Here is a 20,100-nt window from a genome sequence, read left to right as displayed (position 1 = left end):
GTAGCCATTCCCGTTATAGCTTTTAGCTATAACTAGTTATGACTTTTGGGTGTTACGTTATAATACCTCTTCCATGCTACAATCAGAGCATTACGAGGTGAGACAACGAGGAGGTTTTTTGAATGAGCAGTAAGTTCCAAACAGTAGGCAGTTTGTTGCGGCCGTCTGAACTTTTGAAATATAAAACACAAATAGAACATCGGGATGACATCAGCTATCCGTTCTATCAAGATTTTGAGGGTTATGAGCAGTGTGAAACAGAGGCAATTAAGGCTGTTGTTGAAAAACAAATTGAGCATGATTTGTCCATTATTACGGATGGCGAATATTCCAAATCCATGTGGCATCTAGATTTTGTGTGGGGGTTTCAAGGAGTTGATCGCTATATTGCGGATCATGGATATTTCTTCCGTGACATTGATGGAAGCTCGAAATATGAGACGCGAAAAGATATTGGTTTGCGCATTACAGGTGAATTGAGCGGAAAGAATCATCATTTCATTGGCATCTTCAAACAACTCCAAGCTCTTGCTGGCGACCGTGAAACGAAGCTATGCGTGCCTTCGCCATCCCATATTTTTGGCGAGTTGTCCTGGTCGGATAACATTGGCGGCAAAGATGCGGTTTATAAAGATCGCCATGAGCTTAAAAATGGCCTCGTCAAAGCATATAAGGAATTTGTTGAGGAGTTTGCGGAGGCTGGCGGGAAAATCCTGCAATTTGACGATTGCTTATGGGAACTTTTTGCGGATGACAACCCGAATTCTCCGTATACCGGTGAGAATATCAATCAAGAGGAAGTCCAAGCTCTTGCTGCTGAATTTATTGACATTAACAATACATTGATTGATTTTGGCCATAGCTTAGGTTTGAAAATGTGGACGCACAACTGCCGTGGCAACTATGACTCCCGGAATATGGGTGGCGGCTCCTATGTGAAGATTGCTAATCTGTTCTTGAAGCAGCTTAAATATGACCGTTTCTTCCTGGAGTGGGATGATGAACGCGCAGGTTCGCTTGAGGCGCTTGCCGTCTTCAAGGATAAGCCGGAAACAGAGATTGTGCTTGGCTTGTTGTCATCTAAAACGAATACACTGGATGATGAAGAGCGTGTCCTCAGAATGCTTGATGAAGCATCGCGTATTATTGACAAGGATCGATTGCTGCTGTCCCATCAATGCGGATTTGCCTCCTGTGATGGCGGTAATGAACTAACTGAGGCTGAGCAGTGGGCAAAAATTAATCAAGGACAAAGAATTGCCCGGGAATATTGGAACTAATAGGAATGTGTTACTGAAAACCCGCTCTTTGAGCGGGTTTTCTCATTTTAAGAGTAAAATTGTAGACATCGCACAGGCTTCTCGTGGATTACATAAAATATAAATAAATTAATATATTTACAATTTTAATCCTTGTTGTATAATATTTTCAAATTGCATATTCATAAATTGTTCACATATTGTTAAAGGTGGTGGCCCTTAATAATTTGACGAGATGTTGGAAGCGCTTCGTATTTATACTTTGCAGGTAAATTACATTGAATGAGAGGGGATTACCGATGGTAAGTAAACCGTTAACCGCTGATCGGAAAAGGCAGAAGCTAACTCCCGCACAATACTCATCCATCGCGAAATCGGATCAATTTAGAAAGCTGATTCGAATCAAGAAAGCATTTATTATTCCTTTCACGATCTTCTTCCTCTGCTTCTATTTCGCTCTGCCGATTCTGACTTCCTACACGAACATCTTGAACCACCCCTTTTACGGCAGTATCACATGGGCTTGGGTCTTTGCCTTTCTGCAATTTATTATGACCTGGGCGCTCTGTATGATCTACTACAAAAAAGCGGCCAAGTTCGATGAAATCTCCGATCAAATTATCGCTCAGAAGGAGAGGTAGACGATGAATACAGCTGCATTTATTATGTTTCTAGCTATCGTTGCCCTGACCCTCGTTATTACATATTGGGCTTCGAAAAAAAATAATTCACCCAGCGAATTTTATACGGCTGGCGGCGGATTGACCGGCTGGCAGAACGGAATGGCGATTGCCGGAGACTATATGTCAGCGGCTTCGTTCTTAGGGATTGCGGGCTCGATTGCATTAGCTGGATTTGATGGATTCTTCTACAGTATCGGATTCCTCGTCGCTTACTTAGTCGTTCTATTCTTGGTTGCGGAGCCTTTAAGAAATTTAGGAAAATATACGTTTGCGGATATGATCGCCGTTCGCTTTAAAACGGCAAAAATTCGCGGTTTTGCTGCGTTTAATACGATGGTCATCTCCATCTTCTACATGATTGCCCAGCTTGTAGGTGCAGGAGCTTTGATCAAGCTGCTTCTCGGCATTGATTTTGCAACCTCCGTGATCATCGTAGGGATTCTCATGACCGTCTACGTCACTTTTGGCGGAATGCACGCGACGAGCTGGGTACAGATTACTAAGGCGGTTCTACTGATGGCCGGAACGCTTCTCATCTCGATTTTGGTGCTGCACAAGTTCAACTGGAGCATCACAGGCATGTTCGATCAAGTCAAAGAAGCAACGCCGCTCAAGGAGAAATTTCTTGATCCTGGCGTGAAGTATAAAGATGGGCTGGATACCCTGTCCTTGACGATGGGATTAGTCCTTGGAACTGCAGGCCTGCCTCATATTCTTGTCCGCTTTTTTACGGTGAAGAATGCAAAAATAGCCCGCAGCTCCGTGGTATACGCAACTTGGATTATTGGCCTTTTCTATGTGATGACGATTTTTCTGGGCTTTGGTGCGGCTGCCTTCGTTGGAAATGGCGATATCACTGCTGCGGATAAGGCGGGGAATATGGCTGCTCCGCTGCTCGCACAAGCGCTGGGCGGCAATATGCTGTTTGCCTTTGTCTCGGCCGTAGCCTTCGCGACCATTCTCGCCGTTGTAGCAGGGCTTGTGCTTACCGCTGCGGCTGCTTTCTCCCATGACTTCTACAATCAGATTTTGAGAAAAGGGAAAGCGACCGAGAAGCAGCAGGTCAATATGGCCCGGTACGCTTCCATCGGCATTTCTGTCATTTCGATTATCCTGGCCTTATTTGCTCAAAATCTTAACGTTGCCTTCCTGGTATCGCTGGCGTTTGCCGTTGCTGCCAGTGCGAACCTGCCTGTTATTCTATATACGATCTTCTGGAGGCGATTCAATACAAACGGAGCGATCTGGGCTATGGTGGTGGGTCTGATCGCCTCTGTGGGACTCGTTATCGTCAGTCCAAACGTGTTTCATCCGGAAGCCGGAAAGGCGATGTTCGTTGGGCAACCATGGTTTCCGCTTACGACTCCGGGTATTGTCTCTATTCCGCTTGGCTTCATCGCTGGTTTTGTTGGCACCATGCTGTCGCGTAAGACAGGCAAAGCAGACAACCAAGTGGAATACGATGAGATTCTCGTCCGTTCCAATACGGGAATGGGTAACACGGTGATGTAAGCTGGCAGTCTAACCTATCTTAGGGAATCCATTAAATAAGCCACTAAACCTACGGTTTGGTGGTTTTTTTTCGTGCAGAAATCCGCAGCCTGCTTATGTTATAAATATTTTTACGTTAGTAAGATTTACCTACATATAGTAAAATAGTTTGAAAAACATACGGTGGGTGGATTCATGCATACAAGAGTCGTCATTGCTATATTAGTGTTTACTTTAACCATTCTAACTGGATGTACAACGGATAGGGATAACTCGTTGTCTTCTGGCAAACAAAGCGGAGATAAGTTCGTCGTGCATGGGATCATGCTTGGTGATAGTACGGATAAGTTAATTGAAAAGTTGGGTTATCCCTTGACCAAAGGACAAGTTGTCGAAACTCAGTCCAATGAAATAGCGACTTCATATAAATATGGTGAGCTCTCTTTTGGAATTCTTGATGATAAGGTAGTCTCCATTGAGACTACAGATAAAGAATATAAAACTGCTGATGGAGTTAATGTGGGCACCTCATATGTCCAATTAATAAGATCATATAGTGAACTGAATCCAAGGGAAGATGAGGAGAAAGAGGCAGTATATATTGATGAAAATGATAGACTTATTTTCTTTTTCCTAGATAGTTCTTTTAAAGTTGAACAAATTACATATACATATAAATCGGTATTCGAGACTCTGAGTAATATCGCTTTTGATGAGATCATCGAACAGACACAGGCCTCCGATACAACACCTTCAGCATTGCTTACTGTTGCTGTATTGAGTGATAGTGTCGATGATGTGAGAAGTTTATTAGATCTAGGCGCAGATCCCAATACAACGAAAGAAGGAGTATCTGTATTATTGCTAGCAGATTATAAAAACGGTACTGGGGCAGCCAAGGAAATTGTGGAAATATTAAGGCAAGCAGGTGCTAAGGTGTACAATGAATCGCTGCACTCAGAATTGAGTGAGGCTGTGGTAAATAATAATTCGTATGAAACTAGGGAGTTACTGCGGGCAGGGGCGAATCCTGATGCAATGGTCTCGACTAATGATGGCGAAATTGAATCCTCGGATGGCATTTCCGTGTTATGGTACGCTGTATATAAAGGCTACTCTGAAATCGCCAATCTGCTTCTCGAGAGTGGGGCATCGCCCGTAGACGAAAAACAGATTGAAATGCAAGCGGCAGCAGATAATGCAATGCAAAACATGGACATCGATCAGATGGAGAGGCTTTTAAATGGGGGCCTAGATGCAAATGGCAGTACTGGTTTTGGGCAATGGTCGGAGAGCTTTGTATATTACAGTGCAGCCCGTAATAATCATGAAATGCTGCGGTTATTGTTAGAGCATGGAGCGAATCCCGTAGGAGTTATACAAGCCATTGCAGGGCGCAGCGATTTAGCGGATACAGAAATATATACGATGCTGACCGATGCAGGAGATGATGTAAATATGACGGATTCTCAAGGCTTAACAGCTTTAATGAATGCGGCTATGTATGGTAATAATGAGCTTGTCACGGTTTTACTTGAAGCGGGAGCCGACGTGAATATGAAAGACACTAATGGGTTGACAGCATTAGATTATGCCAATCAATATAATAACTACGAGACCTCAAGTCTTCTTGAGCAATGGTAAGAGAAGCGGTGCTGCGAGTATTCTAGATGGAGCGGTTCATCACTATTATAGAAATGGTTAACGGTCTTTATAATTTATATATAGGTTTACCAACCCATCAGTGTGTAACAATATAGAGGTGTCGAAAATCCTCCACAAAGGGGCTGTTGAATCATGTCAATTCGTTTAACAGATCAAAAAATCGTTCCGCATTTATGGTACGACAAGGAGGCAAAAGAAGCAGCAGAGTTTTACGTCTCCTTATTCCCGGACTCAAAAATGACGAGTGTCACCACATTACATAACACACCGTCTGGCGATAGTGATCTAGTCTCCTTTGAAATTTGGGGTCAGAAGTTTATGGCGATCAGCGCGGGACCTCATTTTAAAATCAATCCGTCAGTGTCTATCATGGTTAATTTTGACCCCTCTCGAGACAAAGATGCGGAAGAGAGATTGAATGAGGTTTGGAACAAATTATCGGATGGCGGCACAGCGTTAATGCCGCTTGATAAGTATCCGTTCAGTGAAAGATATGGATGGATTCAGGATAAGTACGGTATGACATGGCAGTTAATTCTTACCAACCCGGAAGGCGAAGAGCGCCCTGCGATCCTACCGTCGATGTTGTTTGTCGGTGAGGTATGCGGGAAAACGGAAGAGGCGATTCATTTTTACTTGTCCGTATTTAAGAATTCCAAGCAGGGACTTACTGCCCGCTACCCCCAAGGCATGGAGCCCGATAAAGAAGGGACGATCATGTTTGCTGAATTCATGCTGGAAAATCAGTGGTTTACCGCCATGGACAGCGCGCATGAGCATAAATTCAGCTTCAACGAGGCAGTTTCATTTGTCGTGTATTGCGACACACAAGATGAAATTGACTACTACTGGGACAAGCTCTCTGCAGTTCCTGAAGCCGAGCAATGCGGCTGGCTGAAAGATAAGTATGGTCTGTCCTGGCAGATCGTGCCGAGAGAGATGGACGAGATGATGAGCAAGGGCACACCGGAGCAGATGGCTTCCGTCACAGAAGCATTTCTTAAAATGAAGAAATTTGATCTTGCGAAATTACAGGAAGCTTACAACAGATAATGTGACTTTGTGCCAATGATTTAACGGCGGCGAATTGTGGTCTTACATCGACGGTTCGCCTCATACGGAAACCCGCTCACTGAGCGGGTTTTCCTATTTTCCAATTCGGCTTTCTATGGAAACTAGTTGAGATAGGCGCAGCGAATAATCTAGGGACGGCAACGGAATATTAAATCCGAGAGGCTTAATAATTAAAAAATTCAGGGGGTAATGAGATGAGCCTAAAGGATTTTGAAGGCCGTGTCGTATTAATTACTGGAGCTGCAACCGGTATTGGCCGTGCCACAGCGATTGCTTTTGCACGTCGTGGTGCGAAGGTAGCCATTGGTGACGTGAATGAGCAAGCAAATGAAACAGTTGAACTGATTCAAAAAGAAGGCGGAGAAGCCGTATTTTTTAAAACGGATGTAACAAACTCGAAAGACGTAAAATCACTTGTTGAACAAACAGTAAAGCATTTTGGCGGATTGCATCATGCCTTCAATAATGCAGGAATATTAAATAAACCCGCAAAATTCGCAGAAATTGAAGAAGATGTATTTGATAAAGTTATGGCCGTTGACGTCAAAGGCGTATTTCTTGCGGTAAAATATGAACTTGAGTATATGGTTGCGAACGGCGGTGGTACCATTGTAAATACTGCTTCTGTAGCGGGTTTAATCGCCGATCCTAATATGGCGCCCTATGTTGCTGCCAAACATGCGGTTACCGGTTTAACCAAAGCAGCAGCATTTGACTACGCACAAGACGGCATTCGTGTTAACAGCGTTGCACCAGGTTTAACTGAAACGCCCATGACTCAAATGTGGAAAGACGACGAAGATAAATGGGCTGAAGTTACTTCAAACGTTCCCATGCGCCGTGCCGCTAAACCGGAAGAAATCGCTGAAATGGTCATATTCCTTTCTTCCGATGCGGCAAGCTTCTGTAACGGATATGTTTATGCCGTTGATGGCGGACAAGTTGCTCACTAATCTGTAGGAATTGTTCGCTTCAACCCGATTCTACTGGTGTTCATTCAAATGTCAGGCTATTTCAGATCAAAGCCTTTACTCCTCACATATTCCGTATATCCGCCCAATGGCAAATCCTTATCCAGCATAGCGATAAATTTCCCGGACCAGCTGGCCTTCTGCTTGTTGTTCGTTCGGGCGCCGTAATATTCCTCAATTTCACGGTCATACCGCTCGACTTGTGCTTTAAGATCGGGGTTGTACCGGTTTTCAAAAAACACGGCAGACCTTGGCAACCGTGGCTTTTGCTCCGGGAATTCATCGGGGACGCCTGCCGCAAGACCCACCAAAGGAATGACGAAGTCCGGCAGTTCAAGCCATTGGTCCAGTTCGGGCAGAGCCCCGGTAATCCCGCCGATGATCACGGCGCCTAGCCCCATCGATTCGGCCGCCAAATTGGCGTTTTGCAGGGCAAGCGCGGAGCTTAGCACAGCAGTCTGGTAAAAATACGAGAAGTTCAGGTTGGCGCCCATTTTTTCCTGCTGGTCGGGGGCGGCGGCCAGCATCATGCGGTGAAGATCAGCGCAAAAGATAAAAAAGTAGCCGCATTCCTCGATCCACGGATTTTCCGATCGGGCTGCGATCTTCTTTAGCAGCTCCTGATCCGTGACGCCGATGATCGAGAACGGCTGCATATGCGCCGAAGTTGGCGCCATTTGTGCTGCGTCGATGATGGCTTCGATTTGCTCGCCGGTCAATGGAATATTTTTAAACTTACGGATGGAGCGATGCTGGCGGATGACTTGGATAACCTCATTCATATCAAATTCCCTCCCAATATGGTTTCTTTAGAAGCTGCATGAAGACCGCATTTCGCATTATGGTTTCCATGGAAACAATATTAGCAAGGATGTAACAGTCTGTCAAATGGTTTCCGCGGAAACCATGATATAATGGAAAGAAAAAAAGGTAGGCTTGCCTTATGCCAGATATAAATGATGATTTGCTTCAGCTCAAAAATCGCATCGAAAAATCAATATACCGGATCCTCATCAGCGAAAGCGACGAGGATCAAGATCGGCTTTGGCTGACGGAGCGTGTCGCCGACCATCGGCTGAAAAAGCTGGTGCCCCGCCTATCCATCTCCAGCCTGCATGTTCTGGACGTCATCTATATGCATGACGGCATTATAGGAATCGATATCGCCCGCGAAATGGGTTTAACGAAAGGCGCCGTCTCCAAAATTACCCGTAAATTGCTGGAGCAGGGCCTGATTCAGAAAACCCAGCTGCCAGACAACCTGAAGGAAATTTATTTCTCCGTGACTCCGCTTGGCGCCGAGTTGGCCGAACTGCATCGGCTGTTTCACCAGGAGAAGGATCAGAAAGCAATGGAGCTGTTGGCGAGCTTCGATGCGCCATCTTTGGAAATTGTGGCAGACTTTCTGGAGAAACTCGCTAGTCTGAAGTAGCTTGCGGGGTTCCAAGCTGGCAGGGGTTAGAGGGGCTTCTCTATGAATTCGATGGCTTCAGCAGTTCTTTTATTTCATGCAGCTGTTCTTTAGTTATTTGTTGAGATTGATGCATTGTATTTAGCTTTTCCTCTACTTTTTCTAACCGAAGCTGGGTTTCTTTTTGGATTTTCTCGGTGTTCTTTTGCGTTTTGGAGTTATCCATGATGACTAGGATGGTGAGGCCTGCACCAAAGATGGTTAGCCCTCTAGCGATTTGATTTAAATCCAGTTGATTCAGGGCGATGAGGGAATCGGCAAGTCCTGCCCCGATTAATATGCCGCCGATCGTTACAATCCCATTTCGTTTCCACTTATCCAGGATAATACTTAATGGTTGGTTCATTATGAGATCTCCTTCAGCCAGGTAACAAGGTTTATATTCATACTAGTATTCTACTATATAAACGATCTCTACATAGAGATGCAACATCAAGACCGAACGAGAAAAGAACCCTATGATATAATTTAGTTATATTTACTTATTCGCGGGAGGATAGAACTTGGAATGGCTATACTGAAGAACGACTGGGTACCAGAATTAGAGCAGGAGTTTTCGAAGCCATACTACTTAAAGCTGCGGCAATTTCTCATTGATGAATATCGAACGAAGACCATTTTTCCGGATAAATACGACATTTTTAACGCTCTGCACTATACATCGCTGGCTGACACGAGAGTGGTCATTTTGGGTCAGGATCCTTATCATGGACCGGGACAGGCTCACGGCTTAAGCTTCTCTGTTCAAGAGGGCATAAGCACACCTCCATCCTTGCAGAATATGTTTAAAGAGCTGCAGGATGATTTGGGCTGCTTCATTCCGAATAATGGTCATCTGCTTACATGGACGCAGCAAGGGGTATTGCTTCTAAATACTGTGCTCACGGTCAGAGCGCATGAAGCGAATTCTCATAGAAACAGGGGATGGGAAAGTTTCACGGATAAAGTCATTGAGACGGTGAACCGGAAAAGTGAGCCTGTCGTATTCCTGTTATGGGGAAGCCACGCCCAGAAGAAGGCAGAGCTTATTACGAACCCGCGGCATATGATCATTCGTTCGCCGCATCCGAGTCCGTTGTCTGCCCATAGAGGTTTTTTTGGCAGCAGGCCGTTTTCTCGTACTAACGCATTTCTGCGAAAGATGGGGCTTCAAGAAATAGATTGGCAAATCCCTAACCTGTAAGAAAATTTGCTCCCTCGTTTTCCTTTCATACATCCACGCCGGTATAAACACTACAGAAAACCCGCTCAATTGAGCGGGTTTTGCTGTTGAGGTTTACCCCAACTACGATACAACCTGATTTTATTTGTAATTGCAGGTAACACTATGAAATCCCCCTAAAAAGGTGACGAATACAGGGATAAAGCATTCAATTCCCTGGCTATATCAATTAAGTCTTCGTCTTGCTCTAGAAACCTATTAGCTAGTTGTGAACAGGCACTTTTTTGCTCTAAGGTTAATTCTCCTGCGAAGTACAATGCCTCTATGTAGCTGCTAATCAAATCAAATTGCTCTCGGTCCAGCTGCTCTATCGTAGTAGTATAGTTATGTAGTCGCTTTAAGCACTCTTCCGCTAGAGAATTCCCTAAATGCCCGAGCTGTTCAAATATATCATAGGCGCACCGATTTACGGAGAAAGGAAAGCTCGAGTTATAATTATCAAGGAATATATCTTGCAAGTGATCCAAGACATCGCCCGCCGATAATCGACGATTTTGACTGACCCATACTTCAAATCGTGCATCCATATCTCTTAAATCGGGGAACACGGTGTAAAATACGTCCGGTTCAATCGTTTTACGCATCATAATGCTGTAATTTAGATAGTCATTGTCTGTTGAGGCGAATGCTATAAAGTTTGGCGTCGTATTTAAGGAGTCAAAAGCATTCTCAGCTTTCAACCTTACCACGGCTTCTAAGATAAGCGCGTAATATCCAGAGTCTATAATTCCCGCTTCAAGTGCGATAACGGGTTGATCTCCTGGTTGGAGCGGTTCTTCGTCTCTCTCATAGGATGGGGAGTCTTCAAATTTCTCGAAATCATCGAGGAGTTGACCGAATTCGCTCATATGTTTGCTCCAAAATTGAAAGCTAAAGTCCCCTAAGTTATATTTCAATGAATTTATATAGCTAGGATCCTCATAATGAGAATACTGATCATGCAGCTTTTTTTGAAATTCTGGAATGTTGTTTATGTATATATAAATCGACTTATATTCATTGACATACAGGCTGAACGCATAAACCTCTTGGTTATCCTGGCTTTTGGAAAAGGATTGTATGACCTCCTTGCATCCATTTACTATGGTTTGTACAAACTGCTCCGTATCAATAACCTTTACATTTAGCGGCCCCTCCAGATTGTACCTTACATGGCGGTCTTCACAAAGTATGTAGTAGCCTTCTTTATGAATCGGAGTCTTCCCATGCAGCAGTCTGCCGAGCATGGAGTAATAAGTGTTCATCAACTTCTCCCCTTATTATAATTTTATATGGAAAATATTAGCCTCAAGAGGGTTCATTCTCTTTTTAAAGGTCATTCTCCTCTTTATTGGTCGGATGGAGCATTTGTAGAGACCAAACTTCCAAGGAATACTCAAAGATCGTAAAGCCGGGTAATCGAAGAGTACAGCCAAGGGTATTATAAACGAGAAGGGATCCTACCATAAAAGGGAGGAATGAACCAAATGGAGCAACAGAACGGCGAGCTATCTGGAAAAACAGTTTTGGTAACGGGGGGAGGATCGGGTATTGGCAAGGCCGCGGCAGAGCTTCTGGCGGAGTATGGTGCGCAGGTATGCGTAGCCGATATTCATCTCGATGGAGCCGCAGAAACAGCTGATCGCATTGTGGCTGCGGGCGGTGAGGCCTTGGCGGTTCCTTGCGATTTGACGAAACCTGGCGATGTCGAAGAAGCGGTACAGTCGGTCGTCAAGAAGTGGGGGAAGCTCGATGGCGTCTTTGCAAACGGCGGCATCGTAGGCGACCTAACGTCCATAGAAGAGATGGAGCCTGATAATTGGGATCAGGTTATGGACACGAACCTAAAAGGCGTCTTTCTGACGGTCAAGTATTCCATACCGCATCTGAAGCGGCAGGGAGGAAGCGTTGTGATTACAAGCTCGGTGAGCGGTAACCGGGTAATCTCCCAGGTCGGGATGTCGGCGTACAGCACATCAAAGGGAGCGCTGAGCATTTTTGCCAAAATGGCTGCGCTCGAGCTGGCGGGATACGGCATTCGCGTGAATACCATCTGTCCCGGCGGGGTGAAAACGAATATTCAGGCGAGCATAGATGAGAAACCTGAGCTCGAAGCCGTGGAGCTGCCGGTTCAATTACCGCATGGCGGCATGCCGCTTGAGCACCGGCCGGCCAGTCCACAGCAGGTAGCAGAGCTGGTGTCGTTCCTCCTCGGGAATCGTTCGTCTCACATTACGGGTACAGACGTCTATATCGATGGCGGGGAATCTCTGCTGCGGGGTTAGTACGCTAAGGCAGACCCGAGCTGGCGAATGAAGCGCCTAGGTCCAGCGGGCCGCCCACAGCTTCATCTCGTGGCATATGACGTGTAAATCCTGCCCCTTCGGAGTCAGCGAATATTCGACCGTCACGGGCACCGTCGGGAATACATTCCGCTCTAGAACCCCTTTCTCTTCCAGATGACGGAGCGTACTGGTCAAGGCACGAGGACTTACGCTGGGAATTTTTCGCTGCAGCTCCCCGAACCGGAGCGTGCCGTTGAACAGCTCCCGAATGACAAGAAATGCCCATTTACCGCCTAGAACATCCAAGGTTTTTTCGATGTTGCATTCGATATGTTCAGGCGTCTTTGGAATGTAGCTGCTGGCTTTTTTGGCCGTTGTCATAAGAGCATCCCTCCAGTATTCATACTATATTATGTATAGTACCTATACCTCATATAATTAAGTGAACAACATTTCACTTCTTCAAATTGTATATGAAATTATATAGAATGGAAAGGGAGACTGAAAAGGGTTACAACATTTAATTAAGGAGGCCTGCACCATGAAATATAGAAGATTAGGCGGAAGCGGACTTAAAGTCAGCGAAATCAGCTTGGGCAGCTGGCTTACATATGGCGGTTACGTGGAACGCGAGAACGCGGTAAATTCCATTAAAACTGCCTACGATCTGGGGATCAACTTTTTCGATACAGCCAATGTTTATGAGAAGGGAGCCGCGGAGGAGCTGGTTGGGAAAGCTCTGAAGGCTTATCCGCGCGAATCCTACGTGCTGGCAACGAAAGCATTTTGGCCAATGGGCGAAGGACCGAACGACCGCGGACTGTCGCGCAAGCATATCGTAGAACAGGCCAACGCCAGCCTTAAGCGCCTTGGCCACGATTATGTGGATATTTTCTACTGCCATCGCCATGATCCGGAAACGCCGCTGCATGAAACACTGCGCGCTATCGATGATCTGATTCGCCAAGGCAAAGTGTTATATGCTGGCGTCAGCGAGTGGCAAGCTTCCCAGATCGCGGAAGCGCTTGGCGTGGCCGACCGTTATCTGCTGGATCGTATCGTCGTCAACCAGCCTGTGTACAATATGTTCGACCGTTATATCGAAAAGGAAGTCATTCCGCTCTGTGAACGTTCCGGCATCGGGCAAGTCGTCTTCTCTCCGCTTGCACAAGGCTTGCTGACCGGCAAATACACGTCCGCTACTGACATCCCGCAGGACAGCCGCGCGGCGAAGCTCGAGTGGGTGCGCAAAGGCATCACGGAGGAGAAGATTGCCAAGGTTCGGCAGCTTGAGGCGATTGCCGCAGAGCTGGGAATTACCGTGGGCAACCTTGCGCTGGCTTGGATTCTGAGCCATGAGAACGTAGCGAGCGCGCTCGTGGGCGCTAGCCGTCCAGAGCAGGTCACGGAGAACGCCAAAGCGTCGGGCATCGAGCTCAGCGAAGACGTTCTGAGCCGGATTGAAGAAATTTTGAAATAGGAAGCCCCCCCCGCTTCATACAGGATAAAGGCCGTACTCAAAAGCGATCCGCTTTGGGACGGCCTTTTTTGTCGAGGCAGGGATATATTTCCGTATGTCGAATAAATACATAACATTTTAGATTTGGATAAAGGAGCGGGGGATATGGCAAAGAAACAGATTCGGGTCCAAATTTTTCCCGATGGACAAATTAAAGCAGACGTTATCGGAATCAAGGGGAAATCCTGCACGGATTATATAGAAGTTCTCGAACAACTGCTCGACGCGGAAACGATAGATTCTGAATATACGGATGAATATTATGAAACGGAGCAAGTAGGAGTTCAGCAGCAGGATGTAAATCAGATCAAGACCAGAGAAGGAGGAGTATAAATGTCGGTTTCTATCGCATTGGTTCCTATCGCGCTTACGCTGCGCCTGGTGATGGGTAAGGACAAATTTGACAGATGGGCCGAATCGATGCAAGTGAAGGAGCCCTCCACCTTTGAAAATGAGCATGAACTCGTGCGCACGGTGCGCAAGGCCGGGTACGATGCGGAAAAATGGGGAGGAAGCTATAAAACCCATATCGACGGGGAAGATCTGTATTTCTTCTGGGAGCTCGATGACGGCAAATGGACAGCTGTCTTTGGAAGATCCGATTCTAGGCAGAAAATCAGGGAATTCATGGCAGAGATCAATCAGGCGGCCGGGCGGCAGATTTTCGAGCAGCTTCAGGTACAGGGCGACACGATGACCATGACATCAGCCACAGAGACTGCCGAGTCCGTAGCGACCTTTCCTACCAATTTTCGGGACGGGGAGCTTTTGTTCAGAACACTGAAGGAATTCGGCGTTAACCCGGTCCGTGAGGGCTCCGGCATGAAATGCAGAGTAGAGGATTCCCTGCTGATATTCAGGCAGTCCCCATCCCATGACAGCCCATTTTACGTCGAGGTTCACAATGCGCCGGATTTGCGCAAAGTATATCAATACCTGTCCGATGTAGATGAGGATTATAAACGCTGCCTGCAGTCCATGGTCTATGAGAAGCTAAAGGAACGTGTGGAAGCAAAGAACATGACTGTCGAAAGTGAAGAAGTGCTGGAGGATAACTCAATAGTACTTACGATCAACATCAGGGGTTGAACAGGATGAGATCCATAGATTTTAATAAAATTGAGCGCATTTGCGCGGGTTACTGGGGATCCGGCTATTTCGTCGCAGAGGCGATTCCGTTCAACAAATTGTCTAAGTTTTGCAGTGCGATATCCGTCCAGGTTCAGGGGCATGCCATTGCTTTTATAGACGCTACTGTATTTGGCAGCGGTAAAAATGGGCTGCTGATTACCGAGGCCGGAGTATATTGGCGCAATGACTGGGCGACGGATACCAGGAAGAATTATCTGAGCTGGGAGGAGCTCATACAGGTCTCGGTCATACGGAGCGGAGATTATGACATTGAGCTTGGTCCAGGCAACTTTTTCAGTATGTCTGCCGGTCAATTTGATAAGGATGCCTTGGTTCAGCTGCTTCAGGATATTCAGAGCTATCTCATTACGGCATTGGGGGATCAAGCCGAATCTGAGGACAAACACACGCCGGATGAAGTGAACGCCCCACCCGTCGCCTCGCCCATCGCCCCACCAATGCCTATGCCAACAGAGAAATGGATGGTAGCCATAGCCGGTCAATCCTATGGTCCATACGATATTTATCTGATTAAAAGTTTACTGGGCAGCGGACAAATTCGGCCGGAAGAGACCCATGTATGGAAGCCGGGCATGCCGGATTGGATCCCGTTCATGAGTCAGCCTGAGATGGCTGAACTGGTCTTCCCCGTTCTTTCGCCAGCTCCGCTGGATTCGCGGTTAGTACCGACGACACCACAGTCTATGGAGGATTCGATCGAATTCGCCTTAGAGCCGAAGCAAGCTTCGTATGAAATGGGCCTTGTCGATGTTAATACTGCATCCATGGAGGAATTGATTGAAGTTCTTGGCGTCGGAGTGGCCGGGGCCAAGCGAATCGTGCAGCAGCGTGAAGCGGTTGGCGGGTTCCGGTCTATGGATGAGGTGGGGGAATTATTAGGGTTAAAGCCTCACCAAGTAGAGAGATTGCGTAAGCAGGTTATTTTTACACCAATAGATTCATCTGTATCTTCAACGCCAACACCTCTGAAGCCAAACACACGGGTGGTGGATTACTGATGCTGCTGCGAGTACATCAATTTATACCTGAGACGAGAGTGGAGGGGCCCGGCATACGTGCCTGTATTCAGGTACAGGGGTGCCCCATTCATTGCCCTGGCTGTGCGGTTCCGTTTACTTGGGCGGCAGACGGGGGGATTGCGATGGAGGTAGAGCAACTGGCGGAGCAGATTCTTCAGGGGCCTGAAGTTGAAGGGGTGACCTTTCTGGGCGGGGAGCCTTTTGCCCAAGCCCGGGCGTTGGCTAAGTTAGGCGGCATCCTAAAGAAGGAGGGGCTGTCAGTAATGACTTTCACGGGTTACCTGATTGAGAACTTGCGGAGCTCGGGAAACCAGGATTACCTCGACTTATTGGCGGTGACCGATCTGCTGATCGACGGGCCTTTTCAGAAAGACAGGCTGGATACAAGCCGGCCCTGGGTAGGTTCCTCCAATCAGCGCTACCATTTCCTGACGGACCGGTACTTTCATCTCCAGGATCAGCTGGCAGAGATTCCGAACAGGCTTGAGGTGCGTCTTGCGCCTGACGGCAGGGTGAAGGTTAACGGGCTAGCCGAAGTTAAGGATTTAGAGGATCTGTTTGGAAGGCTGCTATAATAGTTTGTGTATTGAATAATGAGATAGGAAGATGCAATATGAGATGTGGCGAGAAATGTTTTCTGGTCACCTATGAAATCGGCGGTGAACAGCGAGTAGCTCCGGTCACGGCCAGAACACCGGTGGAAGCGAGAAAAAAGCTCCGCCGCACCATCGGAGCAGAACCGAGTATTATTGCGGTTAGGCGGGACTCAGCCCAATAGACTTGGCGGAAAGACACTGATCTATTAAGGTTAGTGTCTTATTTTTCTTTTGGGCTCTTGGCATAACCAAGCAAAGCATTGCAGTCCGTCTGCTGCTGTGCTATATTTGATTTAAATTGGTCAACCAACCAAATTTAGAAATGCGGTGATTGCATGGTACAACAAAAGCGGGATAAAGTCGTTGATGCGGCATATAAAGTGATGTCAGAAAAGGGATATGAGAAGGCATCCATTAAAGATATAGCCAGCGAGGCGGGGATTACGCCCGGATTGATTCATTATTATTTCCGCAATAAAGAAGAAATTCTGACCGATCTGCTAATTGCTTCCTCCAGGCAGTACACGCAGGATATGCAGAGGCTTCAATCGAACGTACCTGCGGAGCATCTCGCGAAGGCGGCTCTTAACGAACCTAAGGATCGTGTCGAAAGACAGCCCGATTGGTATAAACTCCGATACGAATTATTTGCCCTGGGGCTTCGCAATCCGCAAATTTCGGATAGTGTAAATGCCTTGCTGGGAAATGCACGAACCGGGATTGAGGCAATTCTGCACAAGATTGTCGGCGATGCCGGAGAAGAAGCAGCTTCGGTGGCGGCCATTATGCTGGCCTGCTTTGACGGGTTGGCTTTGCAGAAGCTGTTGAATCCGGAGTTCGATATAGACCGCGCCTACTTAGAGTTAGAGAAAATGCTGAGAGCTAGATATAACATTACGGATTAAGAGGCCGCTTTTCTTTTTTTAAATAAATTTGGTTGGTTGACCAACTTAGGACTATAACTAAAAGGGAGATGTTTACGATGTTCATGTTCATCTTGCAAGCCATTGAAAATTTTGCACTGGCCCTCATCGTTGGCGGGGGGATCGTCATGGCCGCAGCAGTTCGTCCGCTGTTATCCGCCAAGCTGGCCATAAGTACTGGTTCGGATGTGGCTCCGATGTTTGAGGAGATATCCATTAACGCCTGGAACAGGTATAATCGGTTGGCGCTGCTCTCGGCCGCGGCATTACTGATCGTTGACGTGATCCGGGTCCTCACTCGGCTGTCATCGGCCTATTGGCACTTGGCCTTAGCCTTTCTGATGCTGGCAGCTCTGATTGGCAAGCTTGCTGTCGATAAACAGCTGAAGCAGCGTCTGAACGCTTATGCCGCCGATGCAGTCGGGAGCAAGGAACAAAATGCCGGCCACCGTCTGGTTGAACGGCTTACTAAACTGATTCTTGTAATTGCTCTTCTATTGGTTGTATTACCGGAATAGATACATTAAATTTGGTTGATTTTACATGGACGCTGCTGAGGCGTCCGTGTTATTATTTTTGTGCCAAAAGTCCCGATTGGCTTGATCCGTGTTGAAAGGATGTGGTGTTCCGTACGAGGATGGGGAGCGAAACGCAGCCATACAGTAATGACTTCAGACCCATAATAAAGGAGTAGGAGAACCATGAGATTTTTCAACAAAACACGAATTTTTATAATGATGCTTTGCGGTATACTTGCCATTTCTATCATTCCAATGGGCCATACATATGCAGCAAAACAGCGATTCACGGATGTACCTTCCAATCACTGGGCGAGGCCTGCCATTGAGTACCTGGCTAATGCCCAATTGATGAATGGCTATAACGATGGAACGTTCAAACCAAATGCGTATGTCACGCAGGAGGAGTTTATCGTAACAGCCGTGAGCATTGTGTTCGGCAGGCCTGCGGGCACAGTATCCCAAGAGGATTCCACATCAGAGGAGTGGTCTGATTGGGCATATGACTTATTAGATCAGAAGGGAGTTTACTCTTTCGATGACTATTGGGTGAGTGGTGATGATAAAAGAAGGGTTCATATCACCCGAGCAGATGCGGCTCGAATTATCTATTTGCTCCTGAATGGGAATGTCGAACATCCGTCTACGAAGAAGGCTGTGCAATATTTATACCAAAAAGGCATGACTTCAGGAACATATAACAACAGGGGAGATTTCTTTACAAATTACGGCCCAGCAGAACTGCTAAACCGTGCGTATGCTGCTGTTTTATTGAAAGGCGTGAAGGATTATAAGGAAGGGAAGATTAAACGGTCAAACAGCTCTGTACCTTTAAAGGACACTCTCGGCAGCCGAATCAAGAATGTCGCCCAAAAGGCCAATGTCAAAGTAACGGCGACCTCCAATGGGGAAAGGTACCAGACAGAAGTTAAAGGCAGCGGCATTCATCTAGACTTCCAGCTGGATGACTTTGCTTACGCTGATCTCGGTGAGCATTGGCATATGACGATCATTTCACTGGATAAAAGCAAAATCAATCTTATGGCCTCCATTCTCGTTGACCTTGGGCTGCCTATGAGCGAGAAGGATGCGCGTTCATTAGTTAAAGATTTGCTAGCGTATAGATACGAGCAAACTGGAGAGACGCAAGGGAAAGGAAAGACATCGATCCACACCTCGTATTACTTTGGCCACCACATACGATGGGGTGAACAGAGAAATAACAGCCCTGAGGCCGTCTCAAATGCCGATCCCTATGCGCTATTCGTCAATGGAGTATTGAAGAGAGCACCTGGCTTTAATACATTCTTGGATCCGGTGTTCGCGAAGAATGGAACCGTCTATGTTCCGGTTAGCGATATTGTAAAAGACATGGGAGGATCCTATACACGGGGCGACGACTGGACGACTTATGATCTGGATATGGGAGAGAACCTGCAATGGAAATTCGAATGGGATGGAGGTGATAGTAAAAGAGGATCACTGACATATATCGGCACTCGAGTCGGAAATCAACCGGAGAACACAAAGGTCACAGCTATAATGAAGGATATCACCCTCTTCGTCCCACTAGAGTTCATTGCTGAGTATTATCCCGTCCATAAGCAGATGGAAAATAAAACGCAAATGGTCTTTGTGGGGACAGTCCCTGAGAACCCTACGGCTAATTATTTTGGAACCAAGGGACAATATCCGTCAACCTTTGACTTCAATCCCTTGGACCCGAATGTCGAATATCCAGGCGGGTGGAAAGCGCCGCAGCTCAAGGCGAAGTGGTCATCTGATCCGAAAAAGAACTTCCAGGCTTTCGCTGATGAGCTAGGATTTACGAATGAAGGACGTACATTTGGCATCACCGGCGCTACGAAAGCCATTAATTTGATTAGCGGAGATGATAAAGGTACGGAGGTTACGCTTCAGTTTCCAGCATGGGGCACGCCTCCCGGCGAGCCTAATGAGACGTTATCGGAATCGTTTAAGATTCCGGTCGTTTCCGCGCAATTATTCCACTTCTACTTCGAAGACAAATGGAAGACGGTTTGGAATTACTTTAATCGCAACGACATTCCCGATCAGTTTAAGTTGAATGGTAGAACTGTGAAGGTGTCGTATGACAATCTCAGAGGCATTCTAACGATGAAAATTGGCAAGAAATCTTCTTGAGTTCCTTCATAAGGGAAGACACTAACCGTAAATTGGTTAGTGTCTTTTTTTATTGTGCTGAAATGAGTGATTCGCCTAATTCACTTTTCTTCCCTGGTCATAAGATGGTT

Annotated in this window: 22 protein-coding genes; 18 read left to right on the top strand and 4 right to left on the bottom strand. The window is 46.6% G+C overall.

Features of this window, described 5'->3' with window-relative positions; translation table 11 throughout:
• Window positions 1-122 precede the first annotated feature (122 nt).
• From GNP95_RS18940 to GNP95_RS18915, 6 genes are all read left to right on the top strand, one after another.
• Window positions 123-1,280 (top strand): cobalamin-independent methionine synthase II family protein, encoded by a 1,158-nt coding sequence (locus tag GNP95_RS18940; RefSeq protein WP_155612422.1) that lies wholly within the window; start codon window positions 123-125, stop codon window positions 1,278-1,280.
• Between the two features lie 278 nt (window positions 1,281-1,558).
• Window positions 1,559-1,900 (top strand): DUF485 domain-containing protein, encoded by a 342-nt coding sequence (locus tag GNP95_RS18935; RefSeq protein WP_155612421.1) that lies wholly within the window; start codon window positions 1,559-1,561, stop codon window positions 1,898-1,900.
• Window positions 1,901-1,903: 3 nt separating this feature from the next.
• The gene (locus GNP95_RS18930; protein WP_155612420.1) at window positions 1,904-3,454 is read left to right on the top strand and encodes a solute symporter family protein; all 1,551 of its coding nucleotides are present in this window, start codon (window positions 1,904-1,906) and stop codon (window positions 3,452-3,454) included.
• Between the two features lie 174 nt (window positions 3,455-3,628).
• A complete protein-coding gene (locus tag GNP95_RS18925; RefSeq protein WP_155612419.1) occupies window positions 3,629-5,077 on the top strand; it encodes an ankyrin repeat domain-containing protein in 1,449 nt (482 codons plus the stop codon).
• Window positions 5,078-5,230: 153 nt separating this feature from the next.
• Entirely contained in the window at window positions 5,231-6,151 is a 921-nt protein-coding gene (locus GNP95_RS18920) for a VOC family protein (protein ID WP_155612418.1), read from the top strand.
• A gap of 215 nt (window positions 6,152-6,366) precedes the next feature.
• Window positions 6,367-7,125 carry an SDR family NAD(P)-dependent oxidoreductase gene (locus tag GNP95_RS18915; RefSeq protein WP_155612417.1) on the top strand — a complete coding sequence of 253 codons (759 nt, stop codon included), beginning with the start codon at window positions 6,367-6,369 and terminating at the stop codon, window positions 7,123-7,125.
• A 56-nt stretch (window positions 7,126-7,181) separates the two neighbouring features.
• On the opposite strand, the gene GNP95_RS18910 is transcribed toward GNP95_RS18915, so the two are convergent.
• A complete protein-coding gene (locus GNP95_RS18910) occupies window positions 7,182-7,925 on the bottom strand; it encodes an NADPH-dependent oxidoreductase (protein ID WP_155612416.1) in 744 nt (247 codons plus the stop codon).
• 161 nt (window positions 7,926-8,086) lie between these two features.
• Here GNP95_RS18910 and GNP95_RS18905 point away from each other — a divergent pair, with 161 nt between their 5' ends.
• Window positions 8,087-8,575, top strand: a complete 489-nt coding sequence (locus GNP95_RS18905) for a MarR family transcriptional regulator (protein ID WP_155612415.1) — start codon at window positions 8,087-8,089, stop codon at window positions 8,573-8,575.
• Window positions 8,576-8,615: 40 nt separating this feature from the next.
• Here the strand turns inward: GNP95_RS18905 and GNP95_RS18900 are convergent, their stop codons facing one another.
• Window positions 8,616-8,960: a hypothetical protein gene (locus GNP95_RS18900; protein ID WP_155612414.1), complete on the bottom strand. Its 345-nt coding sequence runs from the start codon at window positions 8,958-8,960 to the stop codon at window positions 8,616-8,618.
• Window positions 8,961-9,122: 162 nt separating this feature from the next.
• Here GNP95_RS18900 and GNP95_RS18895 point away from each other — a divergent pair, with 162 nt between their 5' ends.
• Window positions 9,123-9,797: a uracil-DNA glycosylase gene (locus GNP95_RS18895; RefSeq protein WP_155612413.1), complete on the top strand. Its 675-nt coding sequence runs from the start codon at window positions 9,123-9,125 to the stop codon at window positions 9,795-9,797.
• Between the two features lie 155 nt (window positions 9,798-9,952).
• Here the strand turns inward: GNP95_RS18895 and GNP95_RS18890 are convergent, their stop codons facing one another.
• The gene (locus tag GNP95_RS18890; RefSeq protein ID WP_196427248.1) at window positions 9,953-11,062 is read right to left on the bottom strand and encodes a DUF4303 domain-containing protein; all 1,110 of its coding nucleotides are present in this window, start codon (window positions 11,060-11,062) and stop codon (window positions 9,953-9,955) included.
• A gap of 231 nt (window positions 11,063-11,293) precedes the next feature.
• On the opposite strand from GNP95_RS18890, the gene GNP95_RS18885 reads away from it, so the two are divergent.
• Window positions 11,294-12,100: an SDR family oxidoreductase gene (locus tag GNP95_RS18885; RefSeq protein WP_413773764.1), complete on the top strand. Its 807-nt coding sequence runs from the start codon at window positions 11,294-11,296 to the stop codon at window positions 12,098-12,100.
• Between the two features lie 36 nt (window positions 12,101-12,136).
• On the opposite strand, the gene GNP95_RS18880 is transcribed toward GNP95_RS18885, so the two are convergent.
• Window positions 12,137-12,481 carry a winged helix-turn-helix transcriptional regulator gene (locus GNP95_RS18880; protein WP_155612410.1) on the bottom strand — a complete coding sequence of 115 codons (345 nt, stop codon included), beginning with the start codon at window positions 12,479-12,481 and terminating at the stop codon, window positions 12,137-12,139.
• A 160-nt stretch (window positions 12,482-12,641) separates the two neighbouring features.
• Here GNP95_RS18880 and GNP95_RS18875 point away from each other — a divergent pair, with 160 nt between their 5' ends.
• The 9 genes from GNP95_RS18875 to GNP95_RS18840 all read left to right on the top strand — a co-directional run bounded on the left by GNP95_RS18875 (window position 12,642) and on the right by GNP95_RS18840 (window position 19,990).
• Window positions 12,642-13,580 carry an aldo/keto reductase family protein gene (locus GNP95_RS18875; protein WP_155612409.1) on the top strand — a complete coding sequence of 313 codons (939 nt, stop codon included), beginning with the start codon at window positions 12,642-12,644 and terminating at the stop codon, window positions 13,578-13,580.
• 144 nt (window positions 13,581-13,724) lie between these two features.
• On the top strand, window positions 13,725-13,952 hold the full coding sequence (locus tag GNP95_RS18870) for a DUF2997 domain-containing protein (RefSeq protein ID WP_155612408.1): 228 nt from the start codon (window positions 13,725-13,727) through the stop codon (window positions 13,950-13,952).
• Entirely contained in the window at window positions 13,953-14,708 is a 756-nt protein-coding gene (locus tag GNP95_RS18865; protein ID WP_155612407.1) for a hypothetical protein, read from the top strand.
• A 5-nt stretch (window positions 14,709-14,713) separates the two neighbouring features.
• The gene (locus tag GNP95_RS18860; RefSeq protein WP_155612406.1) at window positions 14,714-15,769 is read left to right on the top strand and encodes a helix-hairpin-helix domain-containing protein; all 1,056 of its coding nucleotides are present in this window, start codon (window positions 14,714-14,716) and stop codon (window positions 15,767-15,769) included.
• Window positions 15,769-16,365 carry a 4Fe-4S single cluster domain-containing protein gene (locus tag GNP95_RS18855; RefSeq protein ID WP_155612405.1) on the top strand — a complete coding sequence of 199 codons (597 nt, stop codon included), beginning with the start codon at window positions 15,769-15,771 and terminating at the stop codon, window positions 16,363-16,365. The genes GNP95_RS18860 and GNP95_RS18855 overlap by 1 nt, the downstream gene beginning before the upstream one ends.
• A 38-nt stretch (window positions 16,366-16,403) precedes the next feature.
• A complete protein-coding gene (locus tag GNP95_RS25830) occupies window positions 16,404-16,568 on the top strand; it encodes a hypothetical protein (RefSeq protein WP_196427247.1) in 165 nt (54 codons plus the stop codon).
• 153 nt (window positions 16,569-16,721) lie between these two features.
• Window positions 16,722-17,291 carry a TetR/AcrR family transcriptional regulator gene (locus tag GNP95_RS18850; protein ID WP_155612404.1) on the top strand — a complete coding sequence of 190 codons (570 nt, stop codon included), beginning with the start codon at window positions 16,722-16,724 and terminating at the stop codon, window positions 17,289-17,291.
• A 77-nt stretch (window positions 17,292-17,368) separates the two neighbouring features.
• Complete coding sequence (locus tag GNP95_RS18845; protein WP_155612403.1) at window positions 17,369-17,827, top strand: hypothetical protein; 459 nt, start codon at window positions 17,369-17,371, stop codon at window positions 17,825-17,827.
• 183 nt (window positions 17,828-18,010) lie between these two features.
• Window positions 18,011-19,990 (top strand): S-layer homology domain-containing protein, encoded by a 1,980-nt coding sequence (locus tag GNP95_RS18840; RefSeq protein WP_155612402.1) that lies wholly within the window; start codon window positions 18,011-18,013, stop codon window positions 19,988-19,990.
• Window positions 19,991-20,100: the final 110 nt, after the last annotated feature.

Source organism: Paenibacillus woosongensis, from assembly GCF_009725165.1.
Classification (GTDB): domain Bacteria; phylum Bacillota; class Bacilli; order Paenibacillales; family Paenibacillaceae; genus Fontibacillus; species Fontibacillus woosongensis.
Note: the sequence above shows the minus strand (reverse complement) of the source record. Positions and strands in the feature narration are given on the sequence as shown.

Bases quoted from the DNA above. Each gene is read 5' to 3' on its own strand.
- GNP95_RS18910 (WP_155612416.1), bottom strand. From the start codon at position 7,925: ATGAATGAGGTTATCCAAGTCATCCGCCAGCATCGCTCCATCCGTAAG.
- GNP95_RS18890 (WP_196427248.1), bottom strand. From the start codon at position 11,062: ATGCTCGGCAGACTGCTGCATGGGAAGACTCCGATTCATAAAGAAGGC.
- GNP95_RS18920 (WP_155612418.1), top strand. From the start codon at position 5,231: ATGTCAATTCGTTTAACAGATCAAAAAATCGTTCCGCATTTATGGTAC.
- GNP95_RS25830 (WP_196427247.1), top strand. From the start codon at position 16,404: ATGAGATGTGGCGAGAAATGTTTTCTGGTCACCTATGAAATCGGCGGT.
- GNP95_RS18895 (WP_155612413.1), top strand. From the start codon at position 9,123: ATGGCTATACTGAAGAACGACTGGGTACCAGAATTAGAGCAGGAGTTT.
- GNP95_RS18855 (WP_155612405.1), top strand. From the start codon at position 15,769: ATGCTGCTGCGAGTACATCAATTTATACCTGAGACGAGAGTGGAGGGG.
- GNP95_RS18940 (WP_155612422.1), top strand. From the start codon at position 123: ATGAGCAGTAAGTTCCAAACAGTAGGCAGTTTGTTGCGGCCGTCTGAA.
- GNP95_RS18900 (WP_155612414.1), bottom strand. From the start codon at position 8,960: ATGAACCAACCATTAAGTATTATCCTGGATAAGTGGAAACGAAATGGG.
- GNP95_RS18930 (WP_155612420.1), top strand. From the start codon at position 1,904: ATGAATACAGCTGCATTTATTATGTTTCTAGCTATCGTTGCCCTGACC.
- GNP95_RS18840 (WP_155612402.1), top strand. From the start codon at position 18,011: ATGAGATTTTTCAACAAAACACGAATTTTTATAATGATGCTTTGCGGT.
- GNP95_RS18865 (WP_155612407.1), top strand. From the start codon at position 13,953: ATGTCGGTTTCTATCGCATTGGTTCCTATCGCGCTTACGCTGCGCCTG.
- GNP95_RS18850 (WP_155612404.1), top strand. From the start codon at position 16,722: ATGGTACAACAAAAGCGGGATAAAGTCGTTGATGCGGCATATAAAGTG.
- GNP95_RS18885 (WP_413773764.1), top strand. From the start codon at position 11,294: ATGAACCAAATGGAGCAACAGAACGGCGAGCTATCTGGAAAAACAGTT.
- GNP95_RS18860 (WP_155612406.1), top strand. From the start codon at position 14,714: ATGAGATCCATAGATTTTAATAAAATTGAGCGCATTTGCGCGGGTTAC.
- GNP95_RS18870 (WP_155612408.1), top strand. From the start codon at position 13,725: ATGGCAAAGAAACAGATTCGGGTCCAAATTTTTCCCGATGGACAAATT.
- GNP95_RS18915 (WP_155612417.1), top strand. From the start codon at position 6,367: ATGAGCCTAAAGGATTTTGAAGGCCGTGTCGTATTAATTACTGGAGCT.
- GNP95_RS18925 (WP_155612419.1), top strand. From the start codon at position 3,629: ATGCATACAAGAGTCGTCATTGCTATATTAGTGTTTACTTTAACCATT.
- GNP95_RS18875 (WP_155612409.1), top strand. From the start codon at position 12,642: ATGAAATATAGAAGATTAGGCGGAAGCGGACTTAAAGTCAGCGAAATC.
- GNP95_RS18905 (WP_155612415.1), top strand. From the start codon at position 8,087: ATGCCAGATATAAATGATGATTTGCTTCAGCTCAAAAATCGCATCGAA.
- GNP95_RS18935 (WP_155612421.1), top strand. From the start codon at position 1,559: ATGGTAAGTAAACCGTTAACCGCTGATCGGAAAAGGCAGAAGCTAACT.
- GNP95_RS18880 (WP_155612410.1), bottom strand. From the start codon at position 12,481: ATGACAACGGCCAAAAAAGCCAGCAGCTACATTCCAAAGACGCCTGAA.
- GNP95_RS18845 (WP_155612403.1), top strand. From the start codon at position 17,369: ATGTTCATGTTCATCTTGCAAGCCATTGAAAATTTTGCACTGGCCCTC.